Below are 26,202 nucleotides of genomic sequence, written 5' to 3'. Positions count from 1 at the left end.
AAAATATTACTTTCATTTTTGTTCAGCAGAGATGCTAAAAATCAAGATCCGTATAATGTGGACTTGCTATAATGCCTCGGACGCGATCTGTTAAAAGAGAGCGGAAAGAGGGGCGCGATTTAATTCGCATATACCAGTCTTTGGCTGCAGGTGTTGGTTCCCAGTCAATTTCTCCTAGAAAATCAAGGACAGAAACAGCTGCTGCTGCTGCGAGATCTGCATAAGAGAGTTCAGAGCTGACTAACCAGTCGCGAGATGCACAGAGCCAATTGAGATAGTTCATATGGGATGGAATATTGGCGCGCGCATTGCGTAAAATTTGTGAATTGGGAGCACCACCGCCAATGGCTAGCGGCATTTCACGTTTATCGATTCGTTCCCGTACAATATGGCGTGTAGCTTCAGTTTCAAGTTTATTTAAAAACCAGTCATTGAGACGGCGCACTTCAGCACGACCGAAGGGATTTTCCGGAAAGAATTTATTTTCTTGTCGTAAACTTCCATGTGTTTCATCTAAATATTCATAGATAACAAGGGCTCCTGATAATGGAACTTCATGTTCATCAAGAAGAACGGGCACTTGTCCTGCTGGATTGAGTGCAAGAAACTCATGCCTTCTAGCCCATTCATGCTCTTCAATTAGTTGAGTAGCTATACCATATTCTCCAAGAATAAGGCGTATAAAGCGAGAGGCAGAAGAGAGAGGAGAGTGGAACAGTGTAAGCATAATCTAGGTTATCAAATAGAGTTGATGAGAATTCTTTCAAGTAATAGAATTTTATAAAGATGCTTTACTATAAGTACAAGATTATTAGCAGAAGCTCGCAATTATACTTAATAAATTCTTAAAAACAAAAAGATGTTCTAACTTGCGATTGTTTGTAAAATAGTGGCACGTAATTCTTCCAAACCAAACGCTTTTTCTGAAGATGTTACAAGAAGTTTAGGGTAAACTGCTGGACGTTTGAGAAGTTTTGTTTTTGTGGCTACGATTAATTTTTCAAGGTCATTTGATTTTATTTTATCACTTTTAGTAAAAACAATCTGATAAGAAACAGCAGCTTTATCAAGGAGATCAAGAACATTAGCATCATTCTTTTTGATTCCATGACGTGAATCAATCAACACATAAACACGTTTTAGTGTTGTACGACCTCGTAAATAGCTAAAAATCAAATTTGTCCATGTATCAACCAGATTTTTAGGAGCCTCAGCGAAACCATAACCTGGCATATCTACTAGTGCGAGAGGAGGAAGATCTCCTTGTTGTCCACTAAAACCATCAGGCACAAAGTAATTAAGTTCTTGTGTGCGTCCTGGTGTGTTTGAGGTGCGTGCCAAACTTTTTTGTTGGACGAGCGCGTTGATTAAAGACGATTTCCCAACATTAGAACGTCCTGCAAAGGCAATTTCTGGTGGACCTTCGGGTGGAAGAAAGCGTATTTCTGGCACACCACGAATAAAAATCCAATTGCGAGAAAAAATTCCAAAAAGGGAAAAATCTCTTGTCATTCATGTACTTCTTTTTTTTAGGGTTTTCTCCATATAGCTTTAAGATTATCGAAAAGCTCAATTTTTGCCCCTTGACGTTTCATAATGATCGCTTGTTGGATTATTGACAATATGTTGTTCCATGCCCAATAGATAACAAGACCAACAGGGAAGGACGCAAGCATAAAAGTAAAGATAACTGGCATCCACGCAAAGATCATCGCTTGTGTTTGGTCTTGAGGGGATGGATTCATACGCATTTGTAAAAACATTGTTATTCCCATAATCAAAGGCCATGCACCAATCATAAGGAATGTTGGGGTTGTATAGGGCAAGAAGCCAAACAGGTTTAAAATAGAAGTTGGATCAGGTGCTGCTAAATCTTTAATCCAGCCGAAGAAAGGCGCATGTCGCATTTCAATAGTAATGTAGAGAACTTTATAAAGAGCAAAGAAAATTGGAAATTGAACCAACATGGGCCAACAGCCGGCAAGAGGATTAATTTTCTCCGTTTTATACAGTTCGATGATTGCTTGCTGTTGTTTATTTCGGTCATCTGGGTATTTTTCTTTTATTTCCAGTAACATTGGTTGGATAAGTTTCATACGCGCCATAGATTTGTAAGATTTATTTGCTAGCGGGAAAAGAAGTGTTTTCAAGAGCACTGTCACAAGAAGAATGGCGATACCGAAATTGCCTGTTTGCTTGTAAAGAATATCAATGAGAGAAAACATCGGCTTGGTGATAAAATCAAACCAACCCCAATCGATCAAAAGAGCAAATTTGTTAATTTTTAGGTCATTTTGATAATGATTAATGATTTCAACTTGTTTTGCACCAGCAAAAAAACGGTTTGTAACGCTCTTTGTTTCATTGGGTGCAATCGTTAAAAGTGATCCTAATAAGTCAGACTGATAATGTGTTTGCAAGCGATCAAAGTAAATAAAGCGGCTTGTATATTCTGTATCCTGGGGGGGAATAACTGCTACAGCCCAATATTTGTCAGTAATACCAATCCAACCTCCAGTTACTTTAGAAAAAGTCACACTTTTTTGACCATTATGAGGATTTGGTTCAAGTTCAACTAAGGTTTTGTATTTTTCAGTTTGAAGTGTATCACCTGCGATAGCTATCATGCCTTCATGAAGCAAATAGGTTGCATTGGTATGTTCTGGTGGGGCTGCACGGGCAACACGTGCATAGGATGAGAGATATATCGGTTTATCACCTTCATTACTGATAGAATCCTCAATAGTAAACATATAGTGATCATCAACGGAAAGAATACGGCGAAAGATTTGTCCTTGTCCATTATTATAGATCAAGGTAACCGGCGTGGAAGGCGTCAGAGTCGTATTGTCTCCTTCTATTTGCCATTGTGTATCGGATTGTGGTAAGGCATCTGCTGACAATGATGAACTGGTAAAACCAAATTCAGCAAGGTAGGTTGTTGTAAAACCTTTGGGATTGAGTAAAGCGATTTCTGGTGATTTCTTATCGACTGTTAGGCGATATTTTTTGAGAAGAAGATCATCAAACTGGGCGCCAACAAGATTAATGGAGCCTTCAAGTTCATTGCTTTTAATGGCAATACGGTTTGTTTTCGCCAACGCGGCATTACGCATTTCAGGAGTCATTTTGTGATCAATGATCGGTGTTGATTCCTGTACTGGCATTGTATCAGAAAAATTTGTAGTAGAGGTGGAAAGCGCTGGTTGTTGGTTTGACAATTGCTGTGCAATGGCTTGTTGCTTTTGTAATTCAGCTTGTTTGGGCGCAACGTGAAGGAATTGCCACGCAAAAAGCACTATGAAAGACAATCCAATGGCGATAAAGAAATTGCGGTTATATTCCATTCGTACACCCCTGTTGCCGTTTCTGATGTGTTGTTTTTGGTTTTATTCGTCTATTTAATTCATTGATCAAAGATGTGAAAGATACATGGAGCACATCAGGATGCGCGATAATAACATAATCTGTTCCTGCTTCCATGTTGTCTGTTAAAGCAATCCTTACTGCTTCACGCAAACGTCTTTTAATACGATTGCGTTTGACAGCATTGCCATTTTTACGTGTAACTGTAAATCCCACACGTGCAACGGAAGGAGTCTTCATTGTTGCTGTTTGTTCACGAGATTTCATTTCAAGCAAAAATAACGGACCATGTCGCTTTTCTCCTGTGCGTGCAGCTAAAAAATCTGCCCTCTTGCGGATGCGGCATGGATGTTTTCTCTTCATAAAAACGTTTCGCAATTTCACTAAATACCTGTTTTACAGGCATCAGAAGTTCACAAAAAAAATTCACAACGGTGAGATGACGAAAAATATTCAACTGTTGTAAAGATTTAAATGGTTAAGCGGATAAACGCTTACGGCCACGAGCACGCCTTGCCGCGATCACTTTACGGCCACCAGCTGTTGCCATACGTGCACGAAATCCATGACGGCGTTTACGAACAAGTTTAGATGGTTGGTAAGTACGTTTCATTTATTTCAATACCGCGGAGTGCGGCCCTTCTTAAATTCTATGGCAATCATGCACTAGATGAACAGTCTTATCCTCTTATACGAATGCTAACCCATAAGGAAAAACATAAAAAAAGTCAATCGTAGATTATTTTCTCTCTTTGTAAAAAAAATCTCAAAACTCTAAGGGGAATGTGTATTTTATTCGTAATGCTTTGAAAGTTTAAAGAAAATAATTATTGGTTATCATGATTCAATTTACCATTATTTCTTAAATGATAGCACAAGTGAAGACTCGAAGGAATTCAAGGCGAGGAACAGAATCATAATTTGTTGTTGTATGATTGTCGTAAAGTGTACTTGCTTTATAAGAAATTTGTTTAATTTTAGCTTTTAACGGTCTTGGTAAAAAATTGTGGATGTGATTATAGAAAAAATCTGTTTAACAATGTTTTATAAAAGATTTTATATGCGTGCGTTTTTTATTTGAGTTGGTTTCATGTTTTAAAAAAGATAAGCTATAAACATTTAGACTTTGAAAATGTCGCTTTTTAACAAAGTGCGAAATTTCCGGTGATTATGTGGAAGTGTTTTGAAGCTTTATTGCTATATTTTCTGGCCTTTGTATAGAGAGGAAAGAGCATGAATCCTATTACAAGTGAAACTATTCGCAATGCATTATATAAAGTTAAAGCGCCAGATTCTGAAAGCGATATTGTATCATTGGGGCTTCTTTCAGAAATATTCATTGCTCATGGAAAAGTTTTCTTTTCCATTACTGTTCCCGATGGACGTGCGCAAGAATGGGAATTCTTGCGCCGTACTGTTGAAGAAGCGGTATGTGCTATCGATGGTGTTGAATCTGCTGTTGTTACGCTTACGGCAGAAAAAAAAACGAAGCTTCCTTCTCAGATGCATAGAAATACGGCTTTTTCTGCGTCAAAACGCAGAATTGGATTGCCTGTAAAAATGTCGATAGAAGGTGTACGGCATGTGATTGCTGTGGCTTCTGGGAAGGGAGGGGTTGGTAAATCCACAATGGCGATCAATATCGCTTTAGCTTTACAAGATGCTGGTTTTAAAACAGGGGTGATGGATGCAGATATTTATGGTCCATCTTTGCCGCGTTTAACAGGACTGATTAATCAAAAACCACAATTCATTGATGGCAAAAAGATTCAACCTCTTGAAAAATTTGGTCTTAAATTGATGTCGATGGGATTTTTGGTTGAAGAAGAAAAGCCGGTGGTATGGCGTGGTCCCATGGTGATGGCAGCTGTGGCACAATTGCTCAGAGATGTTTTATGGAATCCGTTGGATGTTTTAGTGGTTGATATGCCCCCAGGGACAGGGGATGCACAATTGACCCTTGCTCAGCAAGTACAGTTGACGGGTGCATTGATTGTTTCTACTCCGCAGGATCTTGCTTTGGTTGATGCGCGTAAAGCAATAGAAATGTTCATGAAAGTCGATGTTGCCATTTTAGGATTCATTGAGAATATGAGTTATTTTATTGCTCCTGATACAGGCAAACGCTACGATATTTTTGGTTATGGTGGAGCATGTGCAGAAGCAAAACGCCGAGGGGTTCCGTTCTTAGCAGAAATGCCGCTTGATGCAGCTTTACGATTATCTTCAGATGATGGAGTGCCAATTTTTGTTACTCAACCTGATGGAGAATACGCTGAACTTTATCGTGTGATTGTGGAGAAAATAAAAAACAAATTTTTTTAAATTTATTACAAAACAATGCTGAACAAAATAAAAAGCTATCTTGTTGATGATTTTCCTGTGCAAACCTTCTCATTTTGGGATGGGATGTAAAGTTTTCGTCAAAGAAAAAGATGGTGAAATAGCAAGCGTTTAGGAAAAACTGTATAGATTATAAAAAGCCTTATAAAAGATGGTTTTAAAGCAGCTACTTAGGGAAAAGATCGCTATCTTTTAAGATTGTTTACAACATAACAAGGCGCTTCATTTGGCTGTAAGAAGTCTTTTTATCTACAGGATTAAGGATATTCATTATAGTGTTGTAAAGATTTCAGAGAATCTTACAAAATGTGAGAATTTTAAAAATGCTTGTGTGCTTTTTGATAATGATAAAAGTTGTTTTTTGCGGTAGTGAGAAGAGCTATTTATATTTGCTGGAGGATATTTATATCAGTAAATAAGGTAGTTTGGAAAAAGTAGGTTGTGGAAATACCTTGAAAAATTTTGCTCTACAAAGAGGAACGAACAAACTGTGTTTTGTTTTTTCTAGGGAAGCTTTATAGAATGTTATAGGGCGTGATATGACGGATAGAGCTGGTCATTTGTTAAGTGGGAAGAGATAGTTATGATTAAAAAAGATGTTATGATGCTTAAAATAAAGCAGAGATGGTTTGCGTATGTCATCTTATCGTGGCACGGGTGTGGTTATTGGAATTGTTGATTTTTTCTCTGGAAAAGAAATTTGGGCAAAAATGACTGATGATTATAGAGAAAAGTTTTCGCTTGGATTTTGTGTAAAGGGAGCCTTTGATTATGAAAGAAATGCATGGGTGAGAAAGCATATTTTATAGGTGGGCATGCTTATTCTGCACCTATCATAGAACCAGCACTTTATCTTGTGGCAACGCCTATTGGAAATCTTGCTGATATTACTCTTCGTGCTTTGCAAGTGCTGGCAGGAGTTGATATTTTGGCCTGTGAGGATACACGGGTAACACGTATTTTGTTAGAACGCTATGGTATTGAGAGAAAAACTGTTCTTTATCATGAATATAATGCAAAAAAGGCAGGACCAAAGTTATTAGCGGCTTTAGCAGAAAATAAAAGTGTGGCACTTATATCTGATGCTGGAACACCGCTGATTTCTGATCCGGGATTTCGTTTGGTAAAAGAAGTGCGTAAAGCCGGTTATAAAATTGTACCAATTCCTGGCGCATCAGCTCTTTTAGCGGCTCTCATTGCAACAGGGCTTCCTACAGATAGTTTTTTCTTTGCTGGTTTTTTAAGTGCGCGCAAAATACAGCGTCAAAAGCGATTGGAACAATTAAAAACTATTCCGGCAACATTGGTTTTTTATGAATCACCCCATCGTCTTGTTGATTCTTTACAGGATATGGTCTCTTTTTTTTCGGCAGATTGTCCTGCGGCAATCTGTCGTGAATTAACAAAAAAATTTGAAACAGTGGATATTTCCAATTTAGGGAATTTGTTGGGAAATTACGAAAAACAGGAGCATATTCGGGGGGAAATTGTTGTGCTTGTTGGGCAAACACTTACCCCTTTAGACGTGATAAGCGATCAAGACGTGGATGATATGTTATTAAAATTGGCTGGGACACATTCCGCTGCTCAGGCAGCAGCTTTGGTAGCAAAAAAGACAGGTTTAAAAAAACAAGAACTTTTTCAACGATTAAATGTTTTAAAGAATGCATAAATCTATACAAAAAGAGCGCCGGCAAAAATCTTTTTATCGCGGTATTCGTGCAGAAAAATGGGCTGCTTGGTGGTTGCGTTTCAAAGGGTTTCACATTGCGGAAATTCGTTTTAAAACAAAATGTGGTGAAATTGATTTAATTGCGCGGCGAGGAAATCTTGTGTTAATCGTTGAAGTCAAGGCACGTCCAACATTGGCTGAAGCAATGGCAGCGGTTTCTCGAGGGAATGAGAGACGTATTGAAGCTGCTGCAGATATTTGGTTGGCGCGACAAAAAGATCGCGCTCTTTTGTGTGTACGCTTTGATTTGATTGCAGTTTTGCCGTGGCGTTGGCCGCAGCATGTTCCGGCATTTTTTACATCTGATAAATAAGAGTTTCTAGGCTATTTTAATCGTGGTAAATGAGAGATATTTTTTGATGAAGCGCATGGGATAAATAAACTGTGCAAAAATTTAAGTGCTATGAGGAGTAAAATATGGATGATTATGAAAAGTTTGCAACGGGTTTGTTAATTGTTTTTGGAGCACTGATTATTGGTGGTTTAATGGCAATGCATATCGTGCTTATGAATAAGCCAGGTTTTTTATTTGCATTAGCCGCTGCTATCGTTGGTTGGTTTTCTGCTTTTGCGATTCTTTTTGATAAGCCTAAAGGTTATTTGGTCTTGATTATTCTGGCTATGCTTTGTGTTGCTTCCTCAATTGGTGTTTATGTCAGTTAAAATGGTAAAATGTTGCTTGAGATTCTTTTAAAATGGTGCGTATGAGGAGTAGAAATGAAAATTGGTTTTTTGGGAACAGGTAAAATCAGTGCTTCTATGGTTGATGGTTTAATGAGAAGCACATTTGACGTTTCTTCTGTTATCATTTCACCGCGTAATGCACAAAGAGCAGAGCAACTTTCACACAATTATGATAAGGTTATAGTAGCTGAAAATAATCAGGCACTCTTGGATGTTAGTGATTGTGTTTTTCTTTGTCTGCCCAATCAAATTGCCGAAGAAGTTTTGCATTCTCTTCGTTTTCGTCCAGAACAGCTTGTTGTTTCCGTGCTTGCTATGGCAAAAGTAGCAGAAGTTGAAGAATGGATTAATCATAAGGTTTATCGTGCTGTTCCATTGCCATTTGTGGCAGAATGTAAAAATTTGACGCCAATTTACCCTGATCATCCATTTTTGCGAAATTTATTTGATGCTTTGGGGGGCACATTGGTGTTGGAAACGGAAGAACAGTTTAATCTTTTCATGACAGCTGGTTCACTTATGGGGGTTTATTTTAATTTTATAGAAACAGCACACCAATGGTTTATAACACAAGGTTTAAAGAAGCAGCAGTCGGCAGATTTTCTTGCTATGATGTTTGGAAACCTTACGGATAAAATGCGTGAAATTATAGCGGCTGAGAGTTCTGTATCTCTCGATTTTGCACTGCTTGAGAAAGAGTTTTCAACGAAGGGGGGGACAAATGAGTTTTTGTCAAATTATTTTTCTTATCAAGGCGGAAAGCGTGCTTTAACCATGGCTCTTGAAACAACATTACAAAAAATGAATGCTCCGAAAAAGAGTTGATCAATATTTCCTTTCTGATCTTATAAGAGCGAGACGGTATGTTTGTTATGAGATGGACACAAATCTATAAAATTGTCTGCTCTCTCTTTTTAAGCGTAAGCGAATCGATAGTCAGAGTTCTTCTACAGTCATAAGTTTATTTATAACGGTAATTCATTTTTTCTTTCGAATTCTCTTAAAGTATCATTGTTTTGTTGATGAAAAAAATGATCTGCTGTCAAAAGTGTTTTGATATGGGAGTTAATAAGAAATTTCATTTGGTGAAAAAACAAGTGTATTAAAGATATAGGATGAGATTTTGATTCGAGCGGAGGTGCTCTTATTGCATCTGTTTTATAAGTTCTCATTTTATGAGAATGAATCATGATTACATATTGAGATAAAGTGGTCCCTCATTGCCTTGTGGACAGGTCCAATTGATATTTTGGTTAGGGTCTTTGATGTCGCAAGTTTTACAATGTATGCAGTTTGAAGCATTGATAACATAAGTCTCGTGATCATTATGCTCTAGCCACTCGTAAACAGCGGCAGGGCAATAGCGGGTAGAAGGTCCTCCATAGATAGCATATTCAGAGTCTTTCTGTTTTTCTAATGAGGTTATTTTTAAATGGCAAGGTTGGTTTTCTTCATGGTGCGTATTGGAAAGCGCGACACTGGAGAGGCGATCAAAAGTTACAACACCATCTGGTTTTGGATAAATGATGGGTTGAAATTTTTCTGCTGGTTCAAGGCATTCGTAATCTACTTTTCCATGGGGGAGTGTTTTAAAGAAGGAAAATCCAAACAATTGTTGCCACCACATATCAAAGCCGGCAAGCTTGATCCCATATTTTGTGCCATATTTTGTCCAAAGAGGTTTAACATTGCGCACTTGATAAAGATCTTTGCCAATGGCGCTTTTGCGCCAGTGTTCTTCGATTTCTGTGACTTCATCATGGGTGCGACCTTGTGCGAGAGCGGTTGCGATTTTATCAGCGGCTAATATGCCAGATAAGATGGCATTATGTGATCCTTTGATACGAGGGACATTAACAAAACCAGCAGAACAGCCTATCAATGCTCCGCCTGGAAAAGACAGTTTGGGTACAGATTGCCAACCGCCTTCGCTTATGACGCGTGCACCATAGCAAAGGCGTTTTGCACCTTTGAAGATTTCATAGAGTTTGGGATGTGTTTTAAAACGTTGAAATTCTTCGAAGGGAGAAAGATAAGGATTTTTATAATCTAAATGCACAACAAAACCAGCAGAAATTAAATTGTTTTCTTGGTGATAAAGAAAACCACCGCCACTGGTTTCATTGTCTAAAGGCCAACCGGTAAAATGTTGAACTAAACCACATTGGTGTTTTTGGGGTTCAACTTCCCAAAGCTCTTTGAGACCAAGAGCAAATTTTTGTGGTTCACGGTTTTTGCTAAGATCGAATTTTTGTATCAGCTGTTTTGCAAGGGAGCCACGTGCTCCTTCCGCAATCAGAGTGTATTTTGCCAATAAAGCCATACCAGGCATATAATTTTTTCCAGGTGTTCCATCTTTGTTAAGTCCCATATCGGCTGTGAGAACACCAATGATCGCTCCGTGGTCGTTCTCGATTGTGTTTGATACGGCAAAACCAGGATAAATTTCAACACCAAGCGCTTCGGCTTTTTGGCTGAGCCAACGGCAAACACTCCCAAGTGAAACGATATAGCATCCATCATTTGATAAAATTGGGGGTCGAAAAGTATTAGGAAAGAGTTTGGCACCTTTGGGCTTTAGAAAAAAAAACTGATCATTGGTAACAGGTGTTTTGAAGGGATGATCTGGTTCGTTTCTCCATTCTGGTAAGAGTGTATCAATACCAATGGGGTCAACAACTGCACCAGAGAGAATATGTGCGCCAACTTCAGCACCTTTTTCAACGATTGTGATAGAAAGTTTGGGGTTAATCTGTTTTAGGCGAATTGCGGCAGAAAGCCCTGCTGGTCCTGCTCCGACAATGACTATGTCAAATTCCATGCTTTCACGTTGATGATGCGAAGGTGCATTCATGATTTATAAGGCTTTCTCCAATTCTGGAATAATTTGGTGAAGATCACCGACAAGGGTATAATCAGCAATTTGCATGATAGGGGCTTGTGCATCTTTATTAATCGCAACAATAACTTGTGCATCCATTATACCGGCTAAATGCTGGATTGCTCCGGAAATGCCAACGGCGATATAAAGCTCAGGGGCAACAATTTTGCCCGTTTGTCCAATTTGCCAATCATTAGGGGCATAGCCTGCGTCAACAGCTGCACGGCTGGCACCTAAAGCTGCTTTTAATTTGTTTGCAAGGGGAAGGAGAAGAGCCATAAATTGTTCTTGTGAACCAAGACCACGCCCGCCTGCGATGATAACACGTGCTGAGGTAAGATCAGGACAATCAGTTTTGGTGGTTTTTGCTGTGATAAAAGTAGAAAGGTTGGGATTGAGGGCTGGTGTTATTGTTTTAAGGGGAGCAGTGTTATTGTGGAATGGTGTTGGTGGGAAAGAGGCTGTACGAACTGTGATCACCTTTTTATGATCATGACTGCGTACAGTTTCAAGTGCATTACCTGCATAAATGGGTCGTTTGAAGGTATCTTGTGCAAGAACAGCAATAATATCGGAAATTTGCATAACATCAAGAAGAGCAGCTACGCGCGGCATGACATTTTTGCCAGTGCAGGTAGAGGCAGCCATGATTACATCATAATCATTCGCTAACTTGATAATTGTATTTGCCATAGGTTCGGCAAGTTGATGTGCTAAATAGTCTGCTTCGGCAACAAGAATTTGTCGCACACCGGTGAGTTTGGCAGTATTTTCGGCAAGTTCTTGAACCTTTGTTCCACAAACTAAAATATCGATATCATTGCTGAATGCGCGAGCAGCAGTAAGCGCTTTTGCAGTTTCTTCTGTATGAGGTTCGGCTAATAAAAGAATTGCCATAAATTTTTGCCTTTTTACACAGTGTTGTTTTTGATCTCAGTTATTGAATATTAAATGCGATTTGTTTGTTTTAGTGCATCGACCAGCTCTGCTACATTTGCCACTTTAATACCAGACTGACGGGGTTTGGGTTCTTCAACATTCAGGATTGTTAAGCGTGATTGTGTATTTATGCCAAGGTCAGCAAGAGCCTTTTTTTCAATGCTTTTCTTTTTTGCTTTCATAATATTGGGCAAAGAAGTATAACGCGGTTCATTTAAGCGGAGATCAGCAGTCATAACTATGGGAAGAGGGAGTGAAAGTGTTTGGGTACCATCATTGACTTCGCGGTTAACAGTTGCATGTCCATTTTTTATGTGTAAGTTTGAAGCAAAAGTTGCTTGTCCCCAACCAAGAAGAGCCGCTAGCATTTGTCCGGTTTGATTGCTATCGTCATCAATGGCTTGTTTTCCTAAAAAGACCATATCTGGTTGTTCTTCATGAACAATGACTTTGAGAATTTTAGCAATTGCTAAGGGCTCAAGCGTTTGTTCTGTTGTTATAAGAAGGGCGCGATCTGCTCCCATGGCAAGTCCTGTTCGCAAGGTTTCTTGTGCGGCTTCTGATCCAATTGAAACAAGGACAACTTCTGAAATGTTACCAGATTCTTTTTGTCGGATTGCTTCTTCTACGGCTATTTCGTCAAAAGGATTTATAGACATTTTTACATGGGATAAATCAACGCCTGTGCCATCAGGTTTGACGCGTATCTTGATGCTATAGTCAACAACACGTTTGACAGCGACAATTATCTTCATGATGATCCTCTTTGTTTGTATGATGACAAGTTTATATTAATAATGATAAGAAACCAAATTGTTTAGCATGCAAGCTCATTTATCATTGGTTTTCTCATGATATCAGCTTTTTCAAAGTTGCTTGTTTTTTTATCACTGTTATTCATTTCCCTTTTGTGCACTCTCATCATCGTTATCTTCCCTTGAATAAAAAGTAAAAACAAGGAACATTCATTTCAAGTGAATGTCTTATGTTATAGTTTATAAAAACAGTTTTAAAAGAACTTTAAATAAAAGGGATACAGAATGGTAAATGATATCAGAATAGCACAATGAAAATATCTTTTTTTCGTTCCGTTGGCACTATTCATTAAGACAAGAGTTGTTAAGAGCAAAACGCATGCAAAAACAAAAAGGCAGAATGCTTGCTTCATTTTAATCATTGACAATGAAAAAGCAAAGCTCATTTGTTGAAATATTTTTGAAAGTTCTTAAAGCTCTATTTACTAAAATAGCGCATATTTTCCTATTATTTATGCGATTCTTTGGTAGAAAGTTAAGAAAGCGTAACGTTTATAGACATGAATGAGGGGTAGCCTATTTTGAATAGAAAGAGTCATACTGTAAAGCAGGTTAAGCAAGATAAATCTCCTTTTTTTGTTGTTGAACAAAAAGAGAAGATGAGTGCGTCTGCTGAAGTAACGATGTCAGATATTGCTAAAAAATTGCGCTCTGTTTATGCAAAAATGCAGATGAAACATTCACCTCGTCATGTTACACAACAAAATTTTGTCGAAGAGAGTTTTAAATCTTATTTGGATGATATTAGTCGAGCCATTTTGGCTGAACACTATATGCGTCGCCAAAAAGAAAAAAAGCTTTTTGAGTATTTAGAGCAAATCAAAATGCTTATTAAGAGTTTGCATAGCGAAAAAAAGAGCCTAGAAGAAGCAATGATAAAACGGCATATGGTGCGTTCAAAATCGCTTGATTCTGTTGTGCAGAAGCTTGCTGATATGGGAGGGAAAGAAAAAAAAGAATGCTCGCTGCTCCAAGAAGGCTCAAACTTTTCAAAACAAAACAGCATAACGCAAAATCAAACGAATTATGCAAAGATGTTACAACAAGAAAATAAAAACTCCTTGCCAAAAGATAGCACAAAGTCTTTTGCAAAAGAGGATGAGGAAGTTGTAAAATGTTCTACAATAAAAGAAAGTTGCACTGATGTTCAAACAGTTGGCAGTTGCAGTGAGAATGATGACTCTTCTTCTTTAAAGATGAAATCTCAGAGAAATTTCTTTTTTTTAAGCTTTCCTCTTAAAAAAATTTTTCGGTGTTTTTTAATCATTGCATTTCTTGCAGTGTTAACGTTATGTTTTTATAGTTTTTTAAGAGGAGCGCATTTTTTAAATTTGTGGGGTTGATTCAGTAACGTGAGATATGTTGCACATTTATAATTTTATAAAGCGTAATTTTATAAAAATCATGTGTGGCATCTAAAACTCTCCTTTAAATATGCGCAAAAACTCTGGAGAAAAGCGTATTGAAGAGAGCTCTTGAATTGTCTTGAAGGTTCTATAAGTGAGTATTTATTTACCAATTGCTGAAATGTCTCTCAACATGCTGATCTTGATTGGTATGGGGATTGTTGCGGGATTTTTTTCAGGTCTTTTTGGTATTGGGGGTGGTTTTCTTATCACGCCTTTATTGATTTTTTATAATATTCCTCCTGCTATTGCTGTGGGAACAGGTGCTAATCAGATGATTGCATCATCTGTAACAGGAGCAATTACACATTTTAGAAGGCGTACCCTCGACATCAAACTTGGGATTCTTTTAACGATTGGAGGGGGAATGGGCTCTTTAATCGGGATTCAGATTTTTTCTATTCTAAAAAAATTGGGACAATTGGATCTTATGATTTCACTGCTTTATGTGATTCTGCTTGGCAGTATTGGAAGTTTGATGATAGTTGAAAGTTGGCGCGATATGATACGCCAGCGTAAAGAAGAAAAAGTCAATATTCGTCTTGCTGGTAAACATAATTGGATCCATCGCTTACCATTTAAAATGCGTTTTCGTACATCTAGGATTTATGTGAGTGTTATTCCAGTTTTAGTGATTGGTCTCATTGTTGGGCTGTTGTCTTCTATTATGGGAATTGGTGGCGGATTCTTTATGATACCAGCATTGATTTACCTTTTGCGCGTTCCAACCAGTGTGGTGATTGGGACTTCCCTTTTTCAGATTACATTTGTTTCTTCTTTTACCACAGTTTTGCAAAGTGTGACTCATCAGTCTGTTGATATTGTTTTGGCTTTTTTATTGATGATGGGGGGTAGTATTGGGGCGCAATATGGAACACGGGCTGGACGAAAATTAAAGGCTGAACAATTGCGTATGGCGCTTGCATTTTTGGTGTTGATTGTATGTATGCGTCTTGCTTTTCAATTATTTATACGCCCTGATAATCTTTTCTCTCTGGATATTTTGATGAGATAAAAATGGGGAGGTTATTTTCTTTATGCGTCATTGCGGGCTACTTTTGTATCGTTTCTGTAGCTGCGTGGGCACATGTTGGTGCGAAAGCTGCATTCATTGATCCTGTTAATCATGAAAATATCCAAGTTATTGTAACAACGAATAGGATTATGGTTGATACGCATTTCGATGGTTGTGATCTTTATATTGCTGGTGTTTTGGAAAATATTGATCCATTATATTCTCGACAAAATCCATATGATATTGTTGTGAGCTTGGAGGGACAAGCGCGCCCAATGGTTATGCGGGAAAAAAAACGTAATGCTGGTGTTTGGGTGAATGCAGATTCCCTTATTTTTAAAAATGTTCCTCTCTTTTATTCTATGGTCACAACACGTGCGATTGATGAGATTGCGAACGTTGAAGAATATAAACGTTTGGGATTAGGATTATCCTATTTGTTACTGCAAACAGATGAACAAGAGCAAAAGAAAATCCAAATTTTTCGTGATGAATTGATAAAATTGCAAAAAGCTAAAAATCTCTATCATGAAGAAGTAGGGAGCGTGCGTTTTGGTTCTGGTACACTTTTTACAGCATATTTTCGTTTGCCAGCAAATATCCCTGTTGGACATTATCAGGTTCGTGCTTATCTTTTCCGCAATGGACAATTTATTGATAGCGCAACCACAACTCTTGAAATCGTTAAAGCACATATTGCTTATACAATTTTTCATGCAGCTCAAAAGCATAGTCTCTTATACGGTATTTTTTCAGTGATTGTGGCTGTGAGTACAGGATTTTTATGTCGTTTGATTTTTCGAAAAGATTAGTGAGAAGGAAACGTTAAAGTCTTTATTTTTTATGAAAGATACGTAAAATAATAAAAATAGGCACAACAATGATAGCTCCCATCATGGTGAGAGATGAGAGGTTTGCAAAAGTTATAAATCCCGTTTTCCAGAGAGATTTTAAAAAATTTATTGTTTTGTGCATGAGGCTTTCAGGTGTCCAACCAAGAAAATTCATCACGATGCCAACGAGAAACGAAAAGATGAGCAATTTTAGAGTTACATGCCTTAATGTTCCTCCAAGAAATCTATGGAGAAAATTGGACAAATTTTTCTTTTGATTCATTTTTATACTTTCAAATATATTGCACTTTTGTTGCATAATGTAATGATGTTTTCATTATAAAGAAAAGAGGGCGTTTTTTTTATTGTTTTTTCTTACTTCTCTTTCTAGTTTACCTCCTTGTAGTACTGGAGTAACTTCCTTACTGGTTTCTGAAACGCGTTCATGTTCTGTTGGCATTTTTCGAGATATTTTCATAGTATTCCTTTCATTAACTTTCTGAATATTCTTCGGTATTTCATGAATTCGTGGGGAACTTATAATATTTCGACGTTTTACATGACGGTGAAAGTTTTCTACTACGTCGAAAATTCCATAACAAATTAATATGTTGTGTATAGAATGTAACTTTAAGACATCCTATATGGGAGAAAGACTCTTCATCTTAATAATATATATATAGATATTAAGTTTAGATATTTCAATCTACAGAGAAATAACAAATTTATTTGTTAAAGAATATAAGAGCAATAAAAAGCACAGATTTGGTATCTTTTAAGAAGAGAGGGGGAGCTTAAAATGTGTTGTTGAGAAAGAATTTGGTTGTAAGCTGGTGTGTTGGGGGAATATCAGGTGCTTGTGAAGTTGATGCTTCAAATTATTACTGCCTTTCTTTAAAAGATTATGAGGTATTGGAGATAGTTTTTTGGTGTGGTATTCATGAAAAAGCGCAAATTACCTTGTGAGGAAGGAAAAGGGTGTTCATGATTAGCAGCTATGTTTATGGGAATCATAAAAATATCAAAGGGTGATTGAGGTTTTTGAAAAAAAACAGCGGTACTTTGAGGACTCTTTTTAGTAAATCGTAAAAAGAACTTGAAAGAAAAAAGCATATTTGATGAGATAAAGAAGATCTTTGCCTAGTATGTTCAAAGTTACAGGTCTTGTGACATCACCAGCGGGCGTTGTTATTTGTGCTGTTACTCATTGTTTATCAGATCATTTCTATTGTCTCTTTTGCTTTAGCAGACAAGTATCATCTAGGAAGCTTCTTCTGCTGTTTTAAGGTTTTGATCTTTAGGAGGTGTGTTTTAAAAGTCTGATCTTTTTATTTTTGCACGTTCTTATTGTGTGGGGAATTTATACAATAAACTTTAAAAGGAGAAACCTATGAATTTAAAAAGAAAGATATTAAAAGAGAGAAGTTCTTTTGTTATTGTTCTTCTTGCGCTGGGAATGTTTGTGCAACAAGTTGCAGCAAAGACTCCTGCCGATACCCTCGTAATGGGGTTGAATCTCGATTCAATCGATACTTTTGATCCTGCGCAGATCAATGAACGTTATGGCAATGAAATTCTTATCAATATTTGTGATAATTTAGTCGATTCCGCTACAGATAATCCAGCCAAAATCGTTCCTTCTTTGGCAAAGAGTTGGGATGTTGCAAGCAATGACCAGAGTACAGTGATTACTTTTCATTTACGTGATGATTTGAAGTTTAATGATGGTCGGCCTGCGAGCGCCCATGATCTTGTTTGGGGGATGAGACGCGTTGTTAAATTGAAGTTGGCGACTGCCGCAACTTTTAATGAATATGGTATTACAGAAAAAAATGTTGATGAGGCTTTTCAAGCCCCTGATGAGAAAACAGTGGTGATGAAATTTGATAAACCTTATCCAGCAGAAATCCTTTTGAGTAATATTACCACTAATCGTATTACTGCTTTGCTTGATCGCGAAACAATTATGAAACACGAACAAGATGGTGATATGGGAAATCGCTATTTGGCAAGCCACGCTGCTTGTGTTGGCCCTTATCAGTTAGAACGTTGGCGTCCTGGAGAAGGGATTTTGTTGCGTGCAAGTTCTCATTATTGGGGAGAGACACCCAAATTGAAGCAGATTCTTATTCGTCATATTGCTGAACCTGGAACACAACGTTTGTTGTTAGAAAAACACGATATTGATGTGGCACGTAATTTGACACCAGAGGATATAGCAGATCTCCAAGTAAAAACAGATATTAAGGTTGAAAAAGTGTTGGCACCATCTGTGATTATGTGGGGTTTTAATATGACAAATCCCATTTTTGCCAATGAAAAAGTGCGTTTGGCAATGCGCTATCTTATCGATTATGATACTCTGGGAAAGACTCTTCTGAAAGATGTTGGCATTCCACGGGCAAGTTTTATTCCCATGGGGAATCTTGGTGCTTTGGATGAAAAAGAAGGGCAACCCTTTAAACTTGATCTTCAAAGAGCCAAGCAGCTTTTAACAGAAGCGGGTTATCCAAATGGTTTTGAGGCCAATATTTTTGCAGGAAAATCTCCTTATCCTTTTGCTTTGCCTATTGCTCAGTCTATCCAAGACAATGCTAAAAAGATAGGTGTGCGTTTTAAGATTGAGCATTTTGTAGGGACGCAATTGTTTTCAAAACTTTATGCACGTAGCTTTGATACTATTTTTATGGGATGGCTTAACGATTCTACAGATCCTTATACAATGGCTGCACGCCTTGTTTATAATCCTGATAATCGATTTGAGGCTAAATATACAGCCTATCCTAGTTGGTGCCACGGCTATTTTGATGAAGATATGAATCAAAAAGTGAGAGATGCCTTGTTTCAGAAAGATCCACAAAAACGGGCACAAATCTATGCTGATTTGCAGCGTGATTTTATGCAAAAAGGACCTTTTGCCTTTATTTATCAGACATATAGTGTTATCGCTATGACTCCTGATGTAAAAAAATGGGTGTGGAGTGGGCCACTACGTATTTTTTATAGTGCAATTGAAAAATAAGCACGTTTTAAATGTGTGCATGTTATAAAAATACCATTATGACATCTTCAGCTTTTTGCGTATGGGGTAAAACTTTGCAAAATGTTGAAGTTTGTCGTTAACAGATTGACCTATTGCGTAGAGAAGTCTTTGCAAGATAGGGCTCTTTTGGAGAGATATTTTTCTTCTCCTCAAATTTTGATGGATGTTAAGATTGAATATTTTAATCTTCGTTGATACAATTTTTAAATGAAATAATAAGGTAGTCTCATAGAGTGGTTTTTAGCTTTGATGGTTTTGATTACTCATTTGAGGCTAAGGATAGTGTCTATCTTCGTTTGTATCATGGGTATTTGATGAGGATATAAGTTAAAAATTAGAGATGCGTTGTTTTAAAAAGATCCACAAAACGAGCGTAAAGAGTTGAAAAATGGTAAGTTTGTTTGGTGAAAAGACAAGTACAACGAATGTAGCAGAATTTAGTGTTTCCGAAATAGCAGGAGCTTTAAAGCGTGTTGTTGAAGAGAAGTTTGGTTATGTACGGGTGCGTGGGGAGATATCAGGTTACCGCGGTCCTCATGCTTCGGGTCACGCTTATTTTGCCTTAAAAGATGATAAGGCACGGTTGGAGGCTGTTATTTGGCGCGGATTCATGGAAAAGCTCAAATTTCCTCCTGAGGAAGGGATGGAAGTTGTTGCTGTCGGAAAATTAACAACTTATCCAGGGTCTTCAAAGTATCAAATTGTCGTTGAAGCACTTGAGCCAACAGGGGTGGGGGCTTTGATGGCTCTTCTAGAAAATCGCAAGAAAAAGCTTGCTGATGAGGGCTTATTTGATGAAGCTCATAAGAAACCTTTGCCTTATATGCCTCGAATTATAGGTGTTGTCACATCACCAACAGGTGCGGTCATCCGTGATATCATTCATCGTATATCAGATCGTTTTCCCTTGCATATTTTAGTTTGGCCTGTACGCGTTCAAGGAGAAACAAGTGGGCGTGAAGTGGCTGCTGCGGTTGAGGGTTTTAATGCACTTACCTCAGGAGGTTTTGTTCCAAAACCTGATCTCCTTATTGTTGCACGGGGAGGAGGAAGTTTAGAAGATTTGTGGGGATTTAATGATGAAGCTGTTGTTCGCGCTGTTTATGCATCTGCCTTGCCGGTTATTTCTGCTGTTGGACATGAAACAGATTGGACTTTGATTGATTATGCTGCTGATTGGCGTGCTCCAACGCCCACAGCAGCAGCAGAAAAGGCTGTACCTGTTAAGATTGATCTTGAAGTGTATGTGGCATCGCTTGGTGCACGTTTGCGTAAAGGACTTGCGCGTTATTTTGATTTTCATCAACAAAAATTGCGTGATCTTGTTCGCGCTCTTCCCACTGTCGACCAACTTTTTGCTTTGCCACGGCGTGGTTTTGATGAAATTTCCAGCCGGTTACAGCGTGCTCTTTGTGTAAGTTATGATAAAAAACGTTTTTGTTTCCATGCACTTAGTGTTCGCTTTGCGCCGCGTTTGTTGAATACTGAAAAAGCTCAACGCAGTACCAAGGAGTATACGACACGTTTTCATCGTGCTTTTGTGCGCAATGTGGAAAAACAACGTGCAGCGTTAGAGTTGGCATGTAGGCTTTTAAAAACGACTTCCTATCAGAATATTTTAGAAAGAGGCTTTGTTTTGGCTTTGAGTCAGAATAATAAGCCCATTAAACGGTTGGTACAGTTTCCTGAAAGTGGGCAAATAAATTTGCGTTTTTTTGATGGTGATATCAGTGTTGTTGCACAGGAAACCGCTTTTAGTAAACGTTCAAAAAACAAGCAGATAAAGCAGCTAAGCGATGATCAAGGAACACTGTTTTGATACGGTAAATGTGGTGCTCGAGGAAGGACTTCTCAGGGGGGGGGATGGAAAAATTCGTTGTTCATGGGCGGGAGATGATCCACTTTATTGTGCTTATCATGATCATGAATGGGGAAAACCTGTTTTTGAAGATCGCTGTTTGTTTGAAAAAATTTGTCTTGAAGGTTTTCAGGCAGGACTTTCTTGGCTAACAATTTTAAAAAAAATCTCTTCTTTTCGAAAGGCATTTGATCACTTTGATTTTGAAAAAATCAGTGATTATGATGAAGTGAAAGTGCAAATGTTGATGCAGAATAAAGGCATTGTTCGTCATCAAGGAAAAATTCGTTCAGTACTTAATAATGCATTGAGAGCACAAGAAATTATAACAGAGTGGGGAAGTTTATCTCACTATTTTTGGTCTTTTCAACCACCGCAATCGGAGTGTTATGAAAAGATAGATTTTCAAACATTGTTAGCAAATCCCCTAACACCGGCTTCTCTTCGTCTTTCTAAAGATTTAAAAAAACGCGGTTGGACATTTGTTGGTCCGACAATTTGTTATGCTTTTATGCAGTCAGTCGGGATTGTTAATGACCATCTTGAAGGATGTTTTTGTCGATCATAGTGTCACCTTTTTTATAAGGAGATGTTGTTTTAAGCGTTTAAGATGCTTATTGTCATTGAAACGTTGTGTCTAAGAAAAATGGATGATAGAAAATTGCTGTTTGCAGAGACAACTAATATGATTAAAAAAAATGAAGAAAAATGAGCCAGTGATTTTTCAGGAATAATTTCTAAAATTTTTTACTTATGCAATGATGATTGAGTATACTTTATATCACTGTTTTTGCATTATCATTGGTAGGGCAGTTATAATAAGCTAAGTGAACAGGTTTTTATTTATATTCTTCATGTTTCTTTATGCAAGAAAAGCGTTTTAGGTATTGCTGTATAGAGCCATGATTGCAGTGTTCTATTTTATTGAAGATATAACAATGCGTGTATTTATATAATGTTCGATTATCAAATACTTGTGTTCCATTTTATTATCTGATAGCTTTTCTACCAAGAGAGTAATTTCGCTGCGTGTAAGCTCCATTTTTGGGGAGGATTCTTAAGACAGGTATATTTGTATCCACTACATTGCTTAGTTAAATCTCTAGAGTTAGCCGTTGGGAATGTAACTTGCTGCGGTGTGTCTTTAATACTTGTTTTTGTTGTTGCAAAGTGGCGGTGGATGTTGAAATCAGAGTGTTAGTTTGTCTTTTGCGAAGCAAGTGTAATGAATTTTATTTTGCTGATAAAAAAATCCATTTTATTGTGTATTCTTTTATTAGTGAGGATATTCTTAGAAAGGTGAGATTTAGAGGGGCTAGTATTTCTCATTACAATATGGAAGAGCAAGCAGCGCAAGAAGCATTGGGATGTGGGTATAATACAGATTGTAGGGGGGTATGGTTTATTTTGGCTATCTTTTCATTGAGATTAAGTGAGAGAACTTAAAAGTAAATGCCTTTGTAGGAATGATTAATACGCGTTTATTCAATCTTGGGTGTTATAAATCTGCCGTTTTATTTCAGAATAATGAATTGATACAATAATTTTAAAAGGAAAAGGCTATGAATATAAAAAGAAAAATATTGAAGAGCAGTACTTCTTTTGTTTCTGCTGTTTTTGCAATGGGGATGTTTGCGCTACAAGTTTCAGCAAAAACACCTGTTGATACGCTCATAATGGCTTGGAATATTGATGGAATTGATACATTTGATCCAGCACAGCTCAACGATGTTTATGGAAATGAAATTATTGTCAATGTTTGTGATAATTTGGTTGGTACTGCTACAGATGATCCAGCAAAAATTGTTCCCTCTTTAGCAACACACTGGGATGTTTCAGATGGTGATCAGAATACAGTGATTACATTTCATTTGCGTGATGGATTAAAGTTTAATGATGGTCGGCCTGCTAGCGCCCATGATCTTGTTTGGGGCATGAAGCGGGTTGTTAAATTAAAGATGGCGAATGCAGCAACATTTAATGAATATGGCATTACAGAACAGAATATGGATTCTGCTTTGCAGGCCCCCGATGATAAAACGGTGGTGATGAAATTTGACAAGCCTTATCCCGTAGAGCTTCTCCTTAGTAATGTTGTGGCAAGTCGTGCTACCGCTTTGCTTGATCGTGAGACAATTATGAAGCACGAAAAAGATGGTGATATGGGGAATCGCTATTTGGCAAGTCATGCCGCTTGTGTTGGTCCTTATCAGTTAACGAGCTGGCGCCCTGGAGAAGCAGTTTTATTGCGTGCGAGCTCTCATTATTGGGGGCAGGCACCAAAATTGAAAAAGATTCTCATTCGCCATATTGCGGAGCCTGGAACACAACGTTTATTGTTGCAAAAACACGATATTGATGTTGCACGTAATTTGGCGTCTGAAGATCTCGCAGATCTTCAAGCAAAAACAGATATTAAAGTTGAAAGAGTGTTGGAACCCTCTATGATGTATTGGGGCTTTAATACGATGCACCCTGCTTTTGCCAATGAAAAAGTGCGTTTGGCAATGCGCTATCTTATTGATTATGAAGGGCTTGGAAAGAGCGTTCTTAAAGGTATTGGTGTTCCACGGGCAAGCTTTATTCCTCTTGGTAATTTTGGAGCTTTGGATGAAAAAGAAGGGCAACCCTTTAAACTTGATCTTGAAAAAGCAAAACAGCTTTTAGCAGAAGCAGGTTATCCTGAAGGATTTAAGGCTAATTTTTTAGTGAGCAATTCTACTCCTTATGCTTTGGCCATTGCTCAGTCTGTGCAAGATAATGCGGCAAAGGTGGGAGTGCAGCTTAAGCTTGAGCGTTTAGCAGGAACACAGTTGTTTTCAAAACTTTACGCACGTGCTTTTGATACAATTTTTGTTGGATGGAATAATGATTCTGCGGATCCTTATACAATGGCTTCACGCCTTATTTATAATCCTGATAATCGGTTCGAGGCTAAAAATACAGCCTATCCAAGTTGGCAGCATGGTTATTTGGATGAAGCTATGAATAAACAAGTGGAAGAGGCATTATTTCAAAAAGATTCACAAAAACGGGCACAAATCTATGCTGATTTACAGCGTGGGCTTATGCAAAAAGGACCTTATGCTTTTATTTTTCAGAAATATAGTGTTATAGCTATGACACCTGATATTAAAAAATGGGTTTGGAATAGTGCACCACGTATTTTTTATAGTGCAATTGAAAAATAAGTAGGTATTAAATATTATAAAATACAAAAAGAACATGATCATAATGTAAATAATAAAATATCCCCCTCATAGAGTTGTTTTACAGCTTAGGATATGAAATTGCGGGGGGTTATTTTTTATACAGTGTATCATTAAAATTTGAGTATAAGCAGCGGTTTTTTATGAATATGTATAGTAATATTTAAAAAATATTTGTTCAATGTAGTATAAATGTCGTAAATCCTGATTATGTACTGACATATGAGAGACTTATATTGTGTATATTTAATAAATGAATTCTATATCATTATATTATAATGGAACTGTACTTCTTAAAAGATGAAAAAAATAAAAAGTACTCTGTGTAAGAAAATTAAAATGCAAAAAGAAGGGGTAAAATGAGCAAAAAAAGACGATTGGAAAATTTTTGTATTTTATTAAGTACAATTGGTTTTTTAAATGGATCTATATCATCAGCACTGAGTGCATCAAAGAGAGATACATTGGTGATGGCATGGAATATTGATTCCATTAGTAGTTTTGATCCTGCTCAAACGGTTGAAGTTGTTACGAGTGAATTGTTGACGAATATTTGTAGTGCACTTGTGCAATATGATAAGCATAATCCCACAAAAATTCGTCCTGCTATGGCCCAGTCTTGGGACGTTTTAGATGGTGGAAAAAGAATAGTTTTTCATCTGCGTGATGATTTAAAGTTTGATGATGGTAGGGTGGCGACGGCACAAGATCTAGTATGGTCTATGCAACGGATTATTAAGTTGGGATTGAGCTATGCTCAATCTTTAATGGATTACGGATTTACCAAAAATAATGTCAAAACAAATATTCAAGCCCTTGATGATAAAACTTTACAGCTAAAATTAGATAAACCATATCCTGCGCAACTTATACTGACTGTTATTGGACAGTCCTATGCTTCTGCTTTGCTTGATAGGAAAACAATAGAAGCAAAAAGTATTGATGGTGATATGGGTAATAAATATTTAGCAACGCATTCGGCTTGTGTTGGACCTTATAAATTGGCACGCTGGACTCCTGGAGAGAAAGTGATATTAGAGGCAACAAAACATTATTGGGGAGATATCCCTAAAATTAAGCAGATTGTTGTACAGCATGTTGCGGATTCAGCAAGTCAGAGATTTCTTTTAGAAAAAGGTGATGTGGATATAGCGCGTGATCTTTCTTCAGAGGATGTTTTAGATATAGAAAAACAGCAAGGACCGGTCAAAATTAGCCGTGTTTTGCGACCGCAGATTATTTATCTCTCGCTGAACAATAAGAATGCGATTTTTTCTCATGAAAAAGTAAGATTAGCACTTCGTTATTTGGTTGATTATGAAGGTCTTGGCAAAACTGTTATAAAAGGGATTGGAATTCCACGTGCAACTTATATGTCTTTGGGAATTCCTGGTGCTTTGGATGAAAAAGAGGGATTGCCCTTTAAATTGGATTTGAAAAAAGCAAAACAGTTGATAAGTGAGGCAGGTTATCCTAACGGTTTTAAGGCTAATCTTTTAGTGGGGAGCCTTAGTTATATGTCTTCTGTCGCACAGTCTATTCAAGCTAATGCGCGCAAAATTGGTGTTGAACTTACCATTGAAAAAATGGCACAAAATCAATTGTTGAGCCGTGTACGTGGTGGAAATTATGACACTGCACTTATGGGGTGGGGGAGTGCTGATCCTGATGGGCATCCTGCTTCATTAAATCATGTTTTTAATCCTGATCCAACATTTACAAAAAAACATAATATGTATTTGGCTTGGCGTGCTGGATATTATGATGAAAATATCAATAAAATGGTGATGGATGCTTTGTTTGAGCAAGATCAAAATAAACGTCTTTTGCAGTATCGTGCTTTACAGCATTATGTGCTTGAACATGGCCCTATGGTTTATTTATTTCAGACATATTATACCGTTGGCATGGGACCTGCAGTAAAAAAATGGGTTTGGAATAGTTTTAGACTTTACTACAATGATGCAGAAAAATAAAAATAGGCATATTGTGAAGAAAGTTTAAAGAACGTATTTGATAGAGTTTTCTTAATTGTATAAGAAAGGTTTTAGCTTTATGTTTGGTAGCTATGGAGGGGG

The 26,202-nt window shown here is 37.5% G+C and carries 25 protein-coding genes; 15 read left to right on the top strand and 10 right to left on the bottom strand.

Annotated features, from left to right (window positions below):
* Positions 1 to 34: 34 nt before the first annotated feature.
* The 5 genes from ABD909_RS04120 to rpmH all read right to left on the bottom strand — a co-directional run bounded on the left by ABD909_RS04120 (position 35) and on the right by rpmH (position 3,979).
* A complete protein-coding gene (locus ABD909_RS04120; RefSeq protein ID WP_345096699.1) occupies positions 35 to 727 on the bottom strand; it encodes a glutathione S-transferase family protein in 693 nt (230 codons plus the stop codon).
* Positions 728 to 864: 137 nt separating this feature from the next.
* On the bottom strand, positions 865 to 1,512 hold the full coding sequence (yihA, locus tag ABD909_RS04115; protein WP_345096698.1) for a ribosome biogenesis GTP-binding protein YihA/YsxC: 648 nt from the start codon (positions 1,510 to 1,512) through the stop codon (positions 865 to 867).
* A 17-nt stretch (positions 1,513 to 1,529) separates the two neighbouring features.
* Complete coding sequence (gene yidC, locus ABD909_RS04110; RefSeq protein ID WP_345096697.1) at positions 1,530 to 3,347, bottom strand: membrane protein insertase YidC; 1,818 nt, start codon at positions 3,345 to 3,347, stop codon at positions 1,530 to 1,532.
* Positions 3,337 to 3,729 (bottom strand): ribonuclease P protein component, encoded by a 393-nt coding sequence (gene rnpA / locus ABD909_RS04105; protein WP_345096696.1) that lies wholly within the window; start codon positions 3,727 to 3,729, stop codon positions 3,337 to 3,339. Before rnpA ends, yidC begins: the two co-directional genes overlap by 11 nt.
* Positions 3,730 to 3,844: 115 nt before the next feature.
* Positions 3,845 to 3,979 carry a 50S ribosomal protein L34 gene (gene rpmH, locus ABD909_RS04100; RefSeq protein WP_005864709.1) on the bottom strand — a complete coding sequence of 45 codons (135 nt, stop codon included), beginning with the start codon at positions 3,977 to 3,979 and terminating at the stop codon, positions 3,845 to 3,847.
* A gap of 620 nt (positions 3,980 to 4,599) precedes the next feature.
* Here rpmH and ABD909_RS04095 point away from each other — a divergent pair.
* The 6 genes from ABD909_RS04095 to ABD909_RS04070 all read left to right on the top strand — a co-directional run bounded on the left by ABD909_RS04095 (position 4,600) and on the right by ABD909_RS04070 (position 8,950).
* Positions 4,600 to 5,691, top strand: coding sequence for an Mrp/NBP35 family ATP-binding protein (locus tag ABD909_RS04095; RefSeq protein WP_345096694.1), 1,092 nt, complete (start codon positions 4,600 to 4,602; stop codon positions 5,689 to 5,691).
* A gap of 653 nt (positions 5,692 to 6,344) precedes the next feature.
* Positions 6,345 to 6,518 carry a hypothetical protein gene (locus ABD909_RS04090; protein ID WP_345096693.1) on the top strand — a complete coding sequence of 58 codons (174 nt, stop codon included), beginning with the start codon at positions 6,345 to 6,347 and terminating at the stop codon, positions 6,516 to 6,518.
* A complete protein-coding gene (gene rsmI, locus ABD909_RS04085) occupies positions 6,494 to 7,381 on the top strand; it encodes a 16S rRNA (cytidine(1402)-2'-O)-methyltransferase (RefSeq protein WP_345096692.1) in 888 nt (295 codons plus the stop codon). The genes ABD909_RS04090 and rsmI overlap by 25 nt, the downstream gene beginning before the upstream one ends.
* Positions 7,382 to 7,385: 4 nt before the next feature.
* Positions 7,386 to 7,754: a YraN family protein gene (locus ABD909_RS04080; RefSeq protein WP_345096717.1), complete on the top strand. Its 369-nt coding sequence runs from the start codon at positions 7,386 to 7,388 to the stop codon at positions 7,752 to 7,754.
* 104 nt (positions 7,755 to 7,858) lie between these two features.
* The gene (locus ABD909_RS04075) at positions 7,859 to 8,104 is read left to right on the top strand and encodes a hypothetical protein (RefSeq protein WP_345096691.1); all 246 of its coding nucleotides are present in this window, start codon (positions 7,859 to 7,861) and stop codon (positions 8,102 to 8,104) included.
* A 54-nt stretch (positions 8,105 to 8,158) separates the two neighbouring features.
* Positions 8,159 to 8,950, top strand: a complete 792-nt coding sequence (locus ABD909_RS04070; protein ID WP_345096689.1) for a pyrroline-5-carboxylate reductase — start codon at positions 8,159 to 8,161, stop codon at positions 8,948 to 8,950.
* 367 nt (positions 8,951 to 9,317) lie between these two features.
* On the opposite strand, the gene ABD909_RS04065 is transcribed toward ABD909_RS04070, so the two are convergent.
* Genes ABD909_RS04065 through ABD909_RS04055 form a run of 3 tightly spaced genes read right to left on the bottom strand, consistent with a single transcriptional unit; the run spans position 9,318 to position 12,700 of the window.
* A complete protein-coding gene (locus tag ABD909_RS04065; RefSeq protein ID WP_345096688.1) occupies positions 9,318 to 10,979 on the bottom strand; it encodes an electron transfer flavoprotein-ubiquinone oxidoreductase in 1,662 nt (553 codons plus the stop codon).
* A 3-nt stretch (positions 10,980 to 10,982) separates the two neighbouring features.
* Entirely contained in the window at positions 10,983 to 11,903 is a 921-nt protein-coding gene (locus ABD909_RS04060; RefSeq protein ID WP_345096687.1) for an electron transfer flavoprotein subunit alpha/FixB family protein, read from the bottom strand.
* 50 nt (positions 11,904 to 11,953) lie between these two features.
* Positions 11,954 to 12,700, bottom strand: a complete 747-nt coding sequence (locus ABD909_RS04055) for an electron transfer flavoprotein subunit beta/FixA family protein (RefSeq protein ID WP_345096686.1) — start codon at positions 12,698 to 12,700, stop codon at positions 11,954 to 11,956.
* A 581-nt stretch (positions 12,701 to 13,281) separates the two neighbouring features.
* Between ABD909_RS04055 and ABD909_RS04050 the strand changes: the two genes are divergently transcribed.
* The 3 genes from ABD909_RS04050 (at position 13,282) to ABD909_RS04040 (ending at position 15,993) form a co-directional block, all read left to right on the top strand.
* On the top strand, positions 13,282 to 14,103 hold the full coding sequence (locus ABD909_RS04050; protein ID WP_345096685.1) for a hypothetical protein: 822 nt from the start codon (positions 13,282 to 13,284) through the stop codon (positions 14,101 to 14,103).
* A 157-nt stretch (positions 14,104 to 14,260) separates the two neighbouring features.
* Positions 14,261 to 15,181 carry a sulfite exporter TauE/SafE family protein gene (locus tag ABD909_RS04045; protein ID WP_345096684.1) on the top strand — a complete coding sequence of 307 codons (921 nt, stop codon included), beginning with the start codon at positions 14,261 to 14,263 and terminating at the stop codon, positions 15,179 to 15,181.
* A gap of 2 nt (positions 15,182 to 15,183) precedes the next feature.
* Positions 15,184 to 15,993 (top strand): TIGR02186 family protein, encoded by an 810-nt coding sequence (locus ABD909_RS04040; protein WP_345096683.1) that lies wholly within the window; start codon positions 15,184 to 15,186, stop codon positions 15,991 to 15,993.
* 22 nt (positions 15,994 to 16,015) lie between these two features.
* Here ABD909_RS04040 and ABD909_RS04035 read toward each other — a convergent pair whose 3' ends face one another.
* Positions 16,016 to 16,297, bottom strand: a complete 282-nt coding sequence (locus tag ABD909_RS04035; RefSeq protein WP_345096681.1) for a DUF6460 domain-containing protein — start codon at positions 16,295 to 16,297, stop codon at positions 16,016 to 16,018.
* A 54-nt stretch (positions 16,298 to 16,351) separates the two neighbouring features.
* Positions 16,352 to 16,492 carry a hypothetical protein gene (locus ABD909_RS04030; RefSeq protein WP_345096680.1) on the bottom strand — a complete coding sequence of 47 codons (141 nt, stop codon included), beginning with the start codon at positions 16,490 to 16,492 and terminating at the stop codon, positions 16,352 to 16,354.
* A 326-nt stretch (positions 16,493 to 16,818) separates the two neighbouring features.
* On the opposite strand from ABD909_RS04030, the gene ABD909_RS04025 reads away from it, so the two are divergent.
* From ABD909_RS04025 to ABD909_RS04000, 6 genes are all read left to right on the top strand, one after another.
* A complete protein-coding gene (locus ABD909_RS04025; protein ID WP_345096679.1) occupies positions 16,819 to 16,980 on the top strand; it encodes a hypothetical protein in 162 nt (53 codons plus the stop codon).
* Positions 16,981 to 17,404: 424 nt separating this feature from the next.
* A complete protein-coding gene (locus tag ABD909_RS04020) occupies positions 17,405 to 19,036 on the top strand; it encodes an ABC transporter substrate-binding protein (protein ID WP_345096678.1) in 1,632 nt (543 codons plus the stop codon).
* Between the two features lie 409 nt (positions 19,037 to 19,445).
* Complete coding sequence (xseA, locus tag ABD909_RS04015; protein ID WP_345096677.1) at positions 19,446 to 20,876, top strand: exodeoxyribonuclease VII large subunit; 1,431 nt, start codon at positions 19,446 to 19,448, stop codon at positions 20,874 to 20,876.
* Positions 20,854 to 21,483 carry a DNA-3-methyladenine glycosylase I gene (locus tag ABD909_RS04010; protein ID WP_345096676.1) on the top strand — a complete coding sequence of 210 codons (630 nt, stop codon included), beginning with the start codon at positions 20,854 to 20,856 and terminating at the stop codon, positions 21,481 to 21,483. The genes xseA and ABD909_RS04010 overlap by 23 nt, the downstream gene beginning before the upstream one ends.
* Before the next feature lie 994 nt (positions 21,484 to 22,477).
* Positions 22,478 to 24,106, top strand: a complete 1,629-nt coding sequence (locus ABD909_RS04005) for an ABC transporter substrate-binding protein (RefSeq protein ID WP_345096675.1) — start codon at positions 22,478 to 22,480, stop codon at positions 24,104 to 24,106.
* 377 nt (positions 24,107 to 24,483) lie between these two features.
* A complete protein-coding gene (locus ABD909_RS04000; protein ID WP_345096674.1) occupies positions 24,484 to 26,100 on the top strand; it encodes an ABC transporter substrate-binding protein in 1,617 nt (538 codons plus the stop codon).
* Positions 26,101 to 26,202: the final 102 nt, after the last annotated feature.

Origin of the sequence: Bartonella acomydis, from assembly GCF_039543025.1 — a bacterium.
GTDB lineage: Bacteria > Pseudomonadota > Alphaproteobacteria > Rhizobiales > Rhizobiaceae > Bartonella > Bartonella acomydis.
The sequence above is the reverse complement of the archived record's forward strand: the minus strand, read 5'-3'. Positions and strand labels throughout refer to the sequence as shown.

Coding starts and splice junctions, on each gene's coding strand:
- ABD909_RS04120 (WP_345096699.1), bottom strand. CDS start 727: ATGCTTACACTGTTCCACTCTCCTCTCTCTTCTGCCTCTCGCTTTATA.
- yihA (WP_345096698.1), bottom strand. CDS start 1,512: ATGACAAGAGATTTTTCCCTTTTTGGAATTTTTTCTCGCAATTGGATT.
- yidC (WP_345096697.1), bottom strand. CDS start 3,347: ATGGAATATAACCGCAATTTCTTTATCGCCATTGGATTGTCTTTCATA.
- rnpA (WP_345096696.1), bottom strand. CDS start 3,729: ATGAAGAGAAAACATCCATGCCGCATCCGCAAGAGGGCAGATTTTTTA.
- rpmH (WP_005864709.1), bottom strand. CDS start 3,979: ATGAAACGTACTTACCAACCATCTAAACTTGTTCGTAAACGCCGTCAT.
- ABD909_RS04095 (WP_345096694.1), top strand. CDS start 4,600: ATGAATCCTATTACAAGTGAAACTATTCGCAATGCATTATATAAAGTT.
- ABD909_RS04090 (WP_345096693.1), top strand. CDS start 6,345: ATGTCATCTTATCGTGGCACGGGTGTGGTTATTGGAATTGTTGATTTT.
- rsmI (WP_345096692.1), top strand. CDS start 6,494: ATGGGTGAGAAAGCATATTTTATAGGTGGGCATGCTTATTCTGCACCT.
- ABD909_RS04075 (WP_345096691.1), top strand. CDS start 7,859: ATGGATGATTATGAAAAGTTTGCAACGGGTTTGTTAATTGTTTTTGGA.
- ABD909_RS04070 (WP_345096689.1), top strand. CDS start 8,159: ATGAAAATTGGTTTTTTGGGAACAGGTAAAATCAGTGCTTCTATGGTT.
- ABD909_RS04065 (WP_345096688.1), bottom strand. CDS start 10,979: ATGAATGCACCTTCGCATCATCAACGTGAAAGCATGGAATTTGACATA.
- ABD909_RS04060 (WP_345096687.1), bottom strand. CDS start 11,903: ATGGCAATTCTTTTATTAGCCGAACCTCATACAGAAGAAACTGCAAAA.
- ABD909_RS04055 (WP_345096686.1), bottom strand. CDS start 12,700: ATGAAGATAATTGTCGCTGTCAAACGTGTTGTTGACTATAGCATCAAG.
- ABD909_RS04040 (WP_345096683.1), top strand. CDS start 15,184: ATGGGGAGGTTATTTTCTTTATGCGTCATTGCGGGCTACTTTTGTATC.
- ABD909_RS04035 (WP_345096681.1), bottom strand. CDS start 16,297: ATGAATCAAAAGAAAAATTTGTCCAATTTTCTCCATAGATTTCTTGGA.
- ABD909_RS04030 (WP_345096680.1), bottom strand. CDS start 16,492: ATGAAAATATCTCGAAAAATGCCAACAGAACATGAACGCGTTTCAGAA.
- ABD909_RS04020 (WP_345096678.1), top strand. CDS start 17,405: ATGAATTTAAAAAGAAAGATATTAAAAGAGAGAAGTTCTTTTGTTATT.
- xseA (WP_345096677.1), top strand. CDS start 19,446: ATGGTAAGTTTGTTTGGTGAAAAGACAAGTACAACGAATGTAGCAGAA.
- ABD909_RS04010 (WP_345096676.1), top strand. CDS start 20,854: ATGATCAAGGAACACTGTTTTGATACGGTAAATGTGGTGCTCGAGGAA.
- ABD909_RS04005 (WP_345096675.1), top strand. CDS start 22,478: ATGAATATAAAAAGAAAAATATTGAAGAGCAGTACTTCTTTTGTTTCT.
- ABD909_RS04000 (WP_345096674.1), top strand. CDS start 24,484: ATGAGCAAAAAAAGACGATTGGAAAATTTTTGTATTTTATTAAGTACA.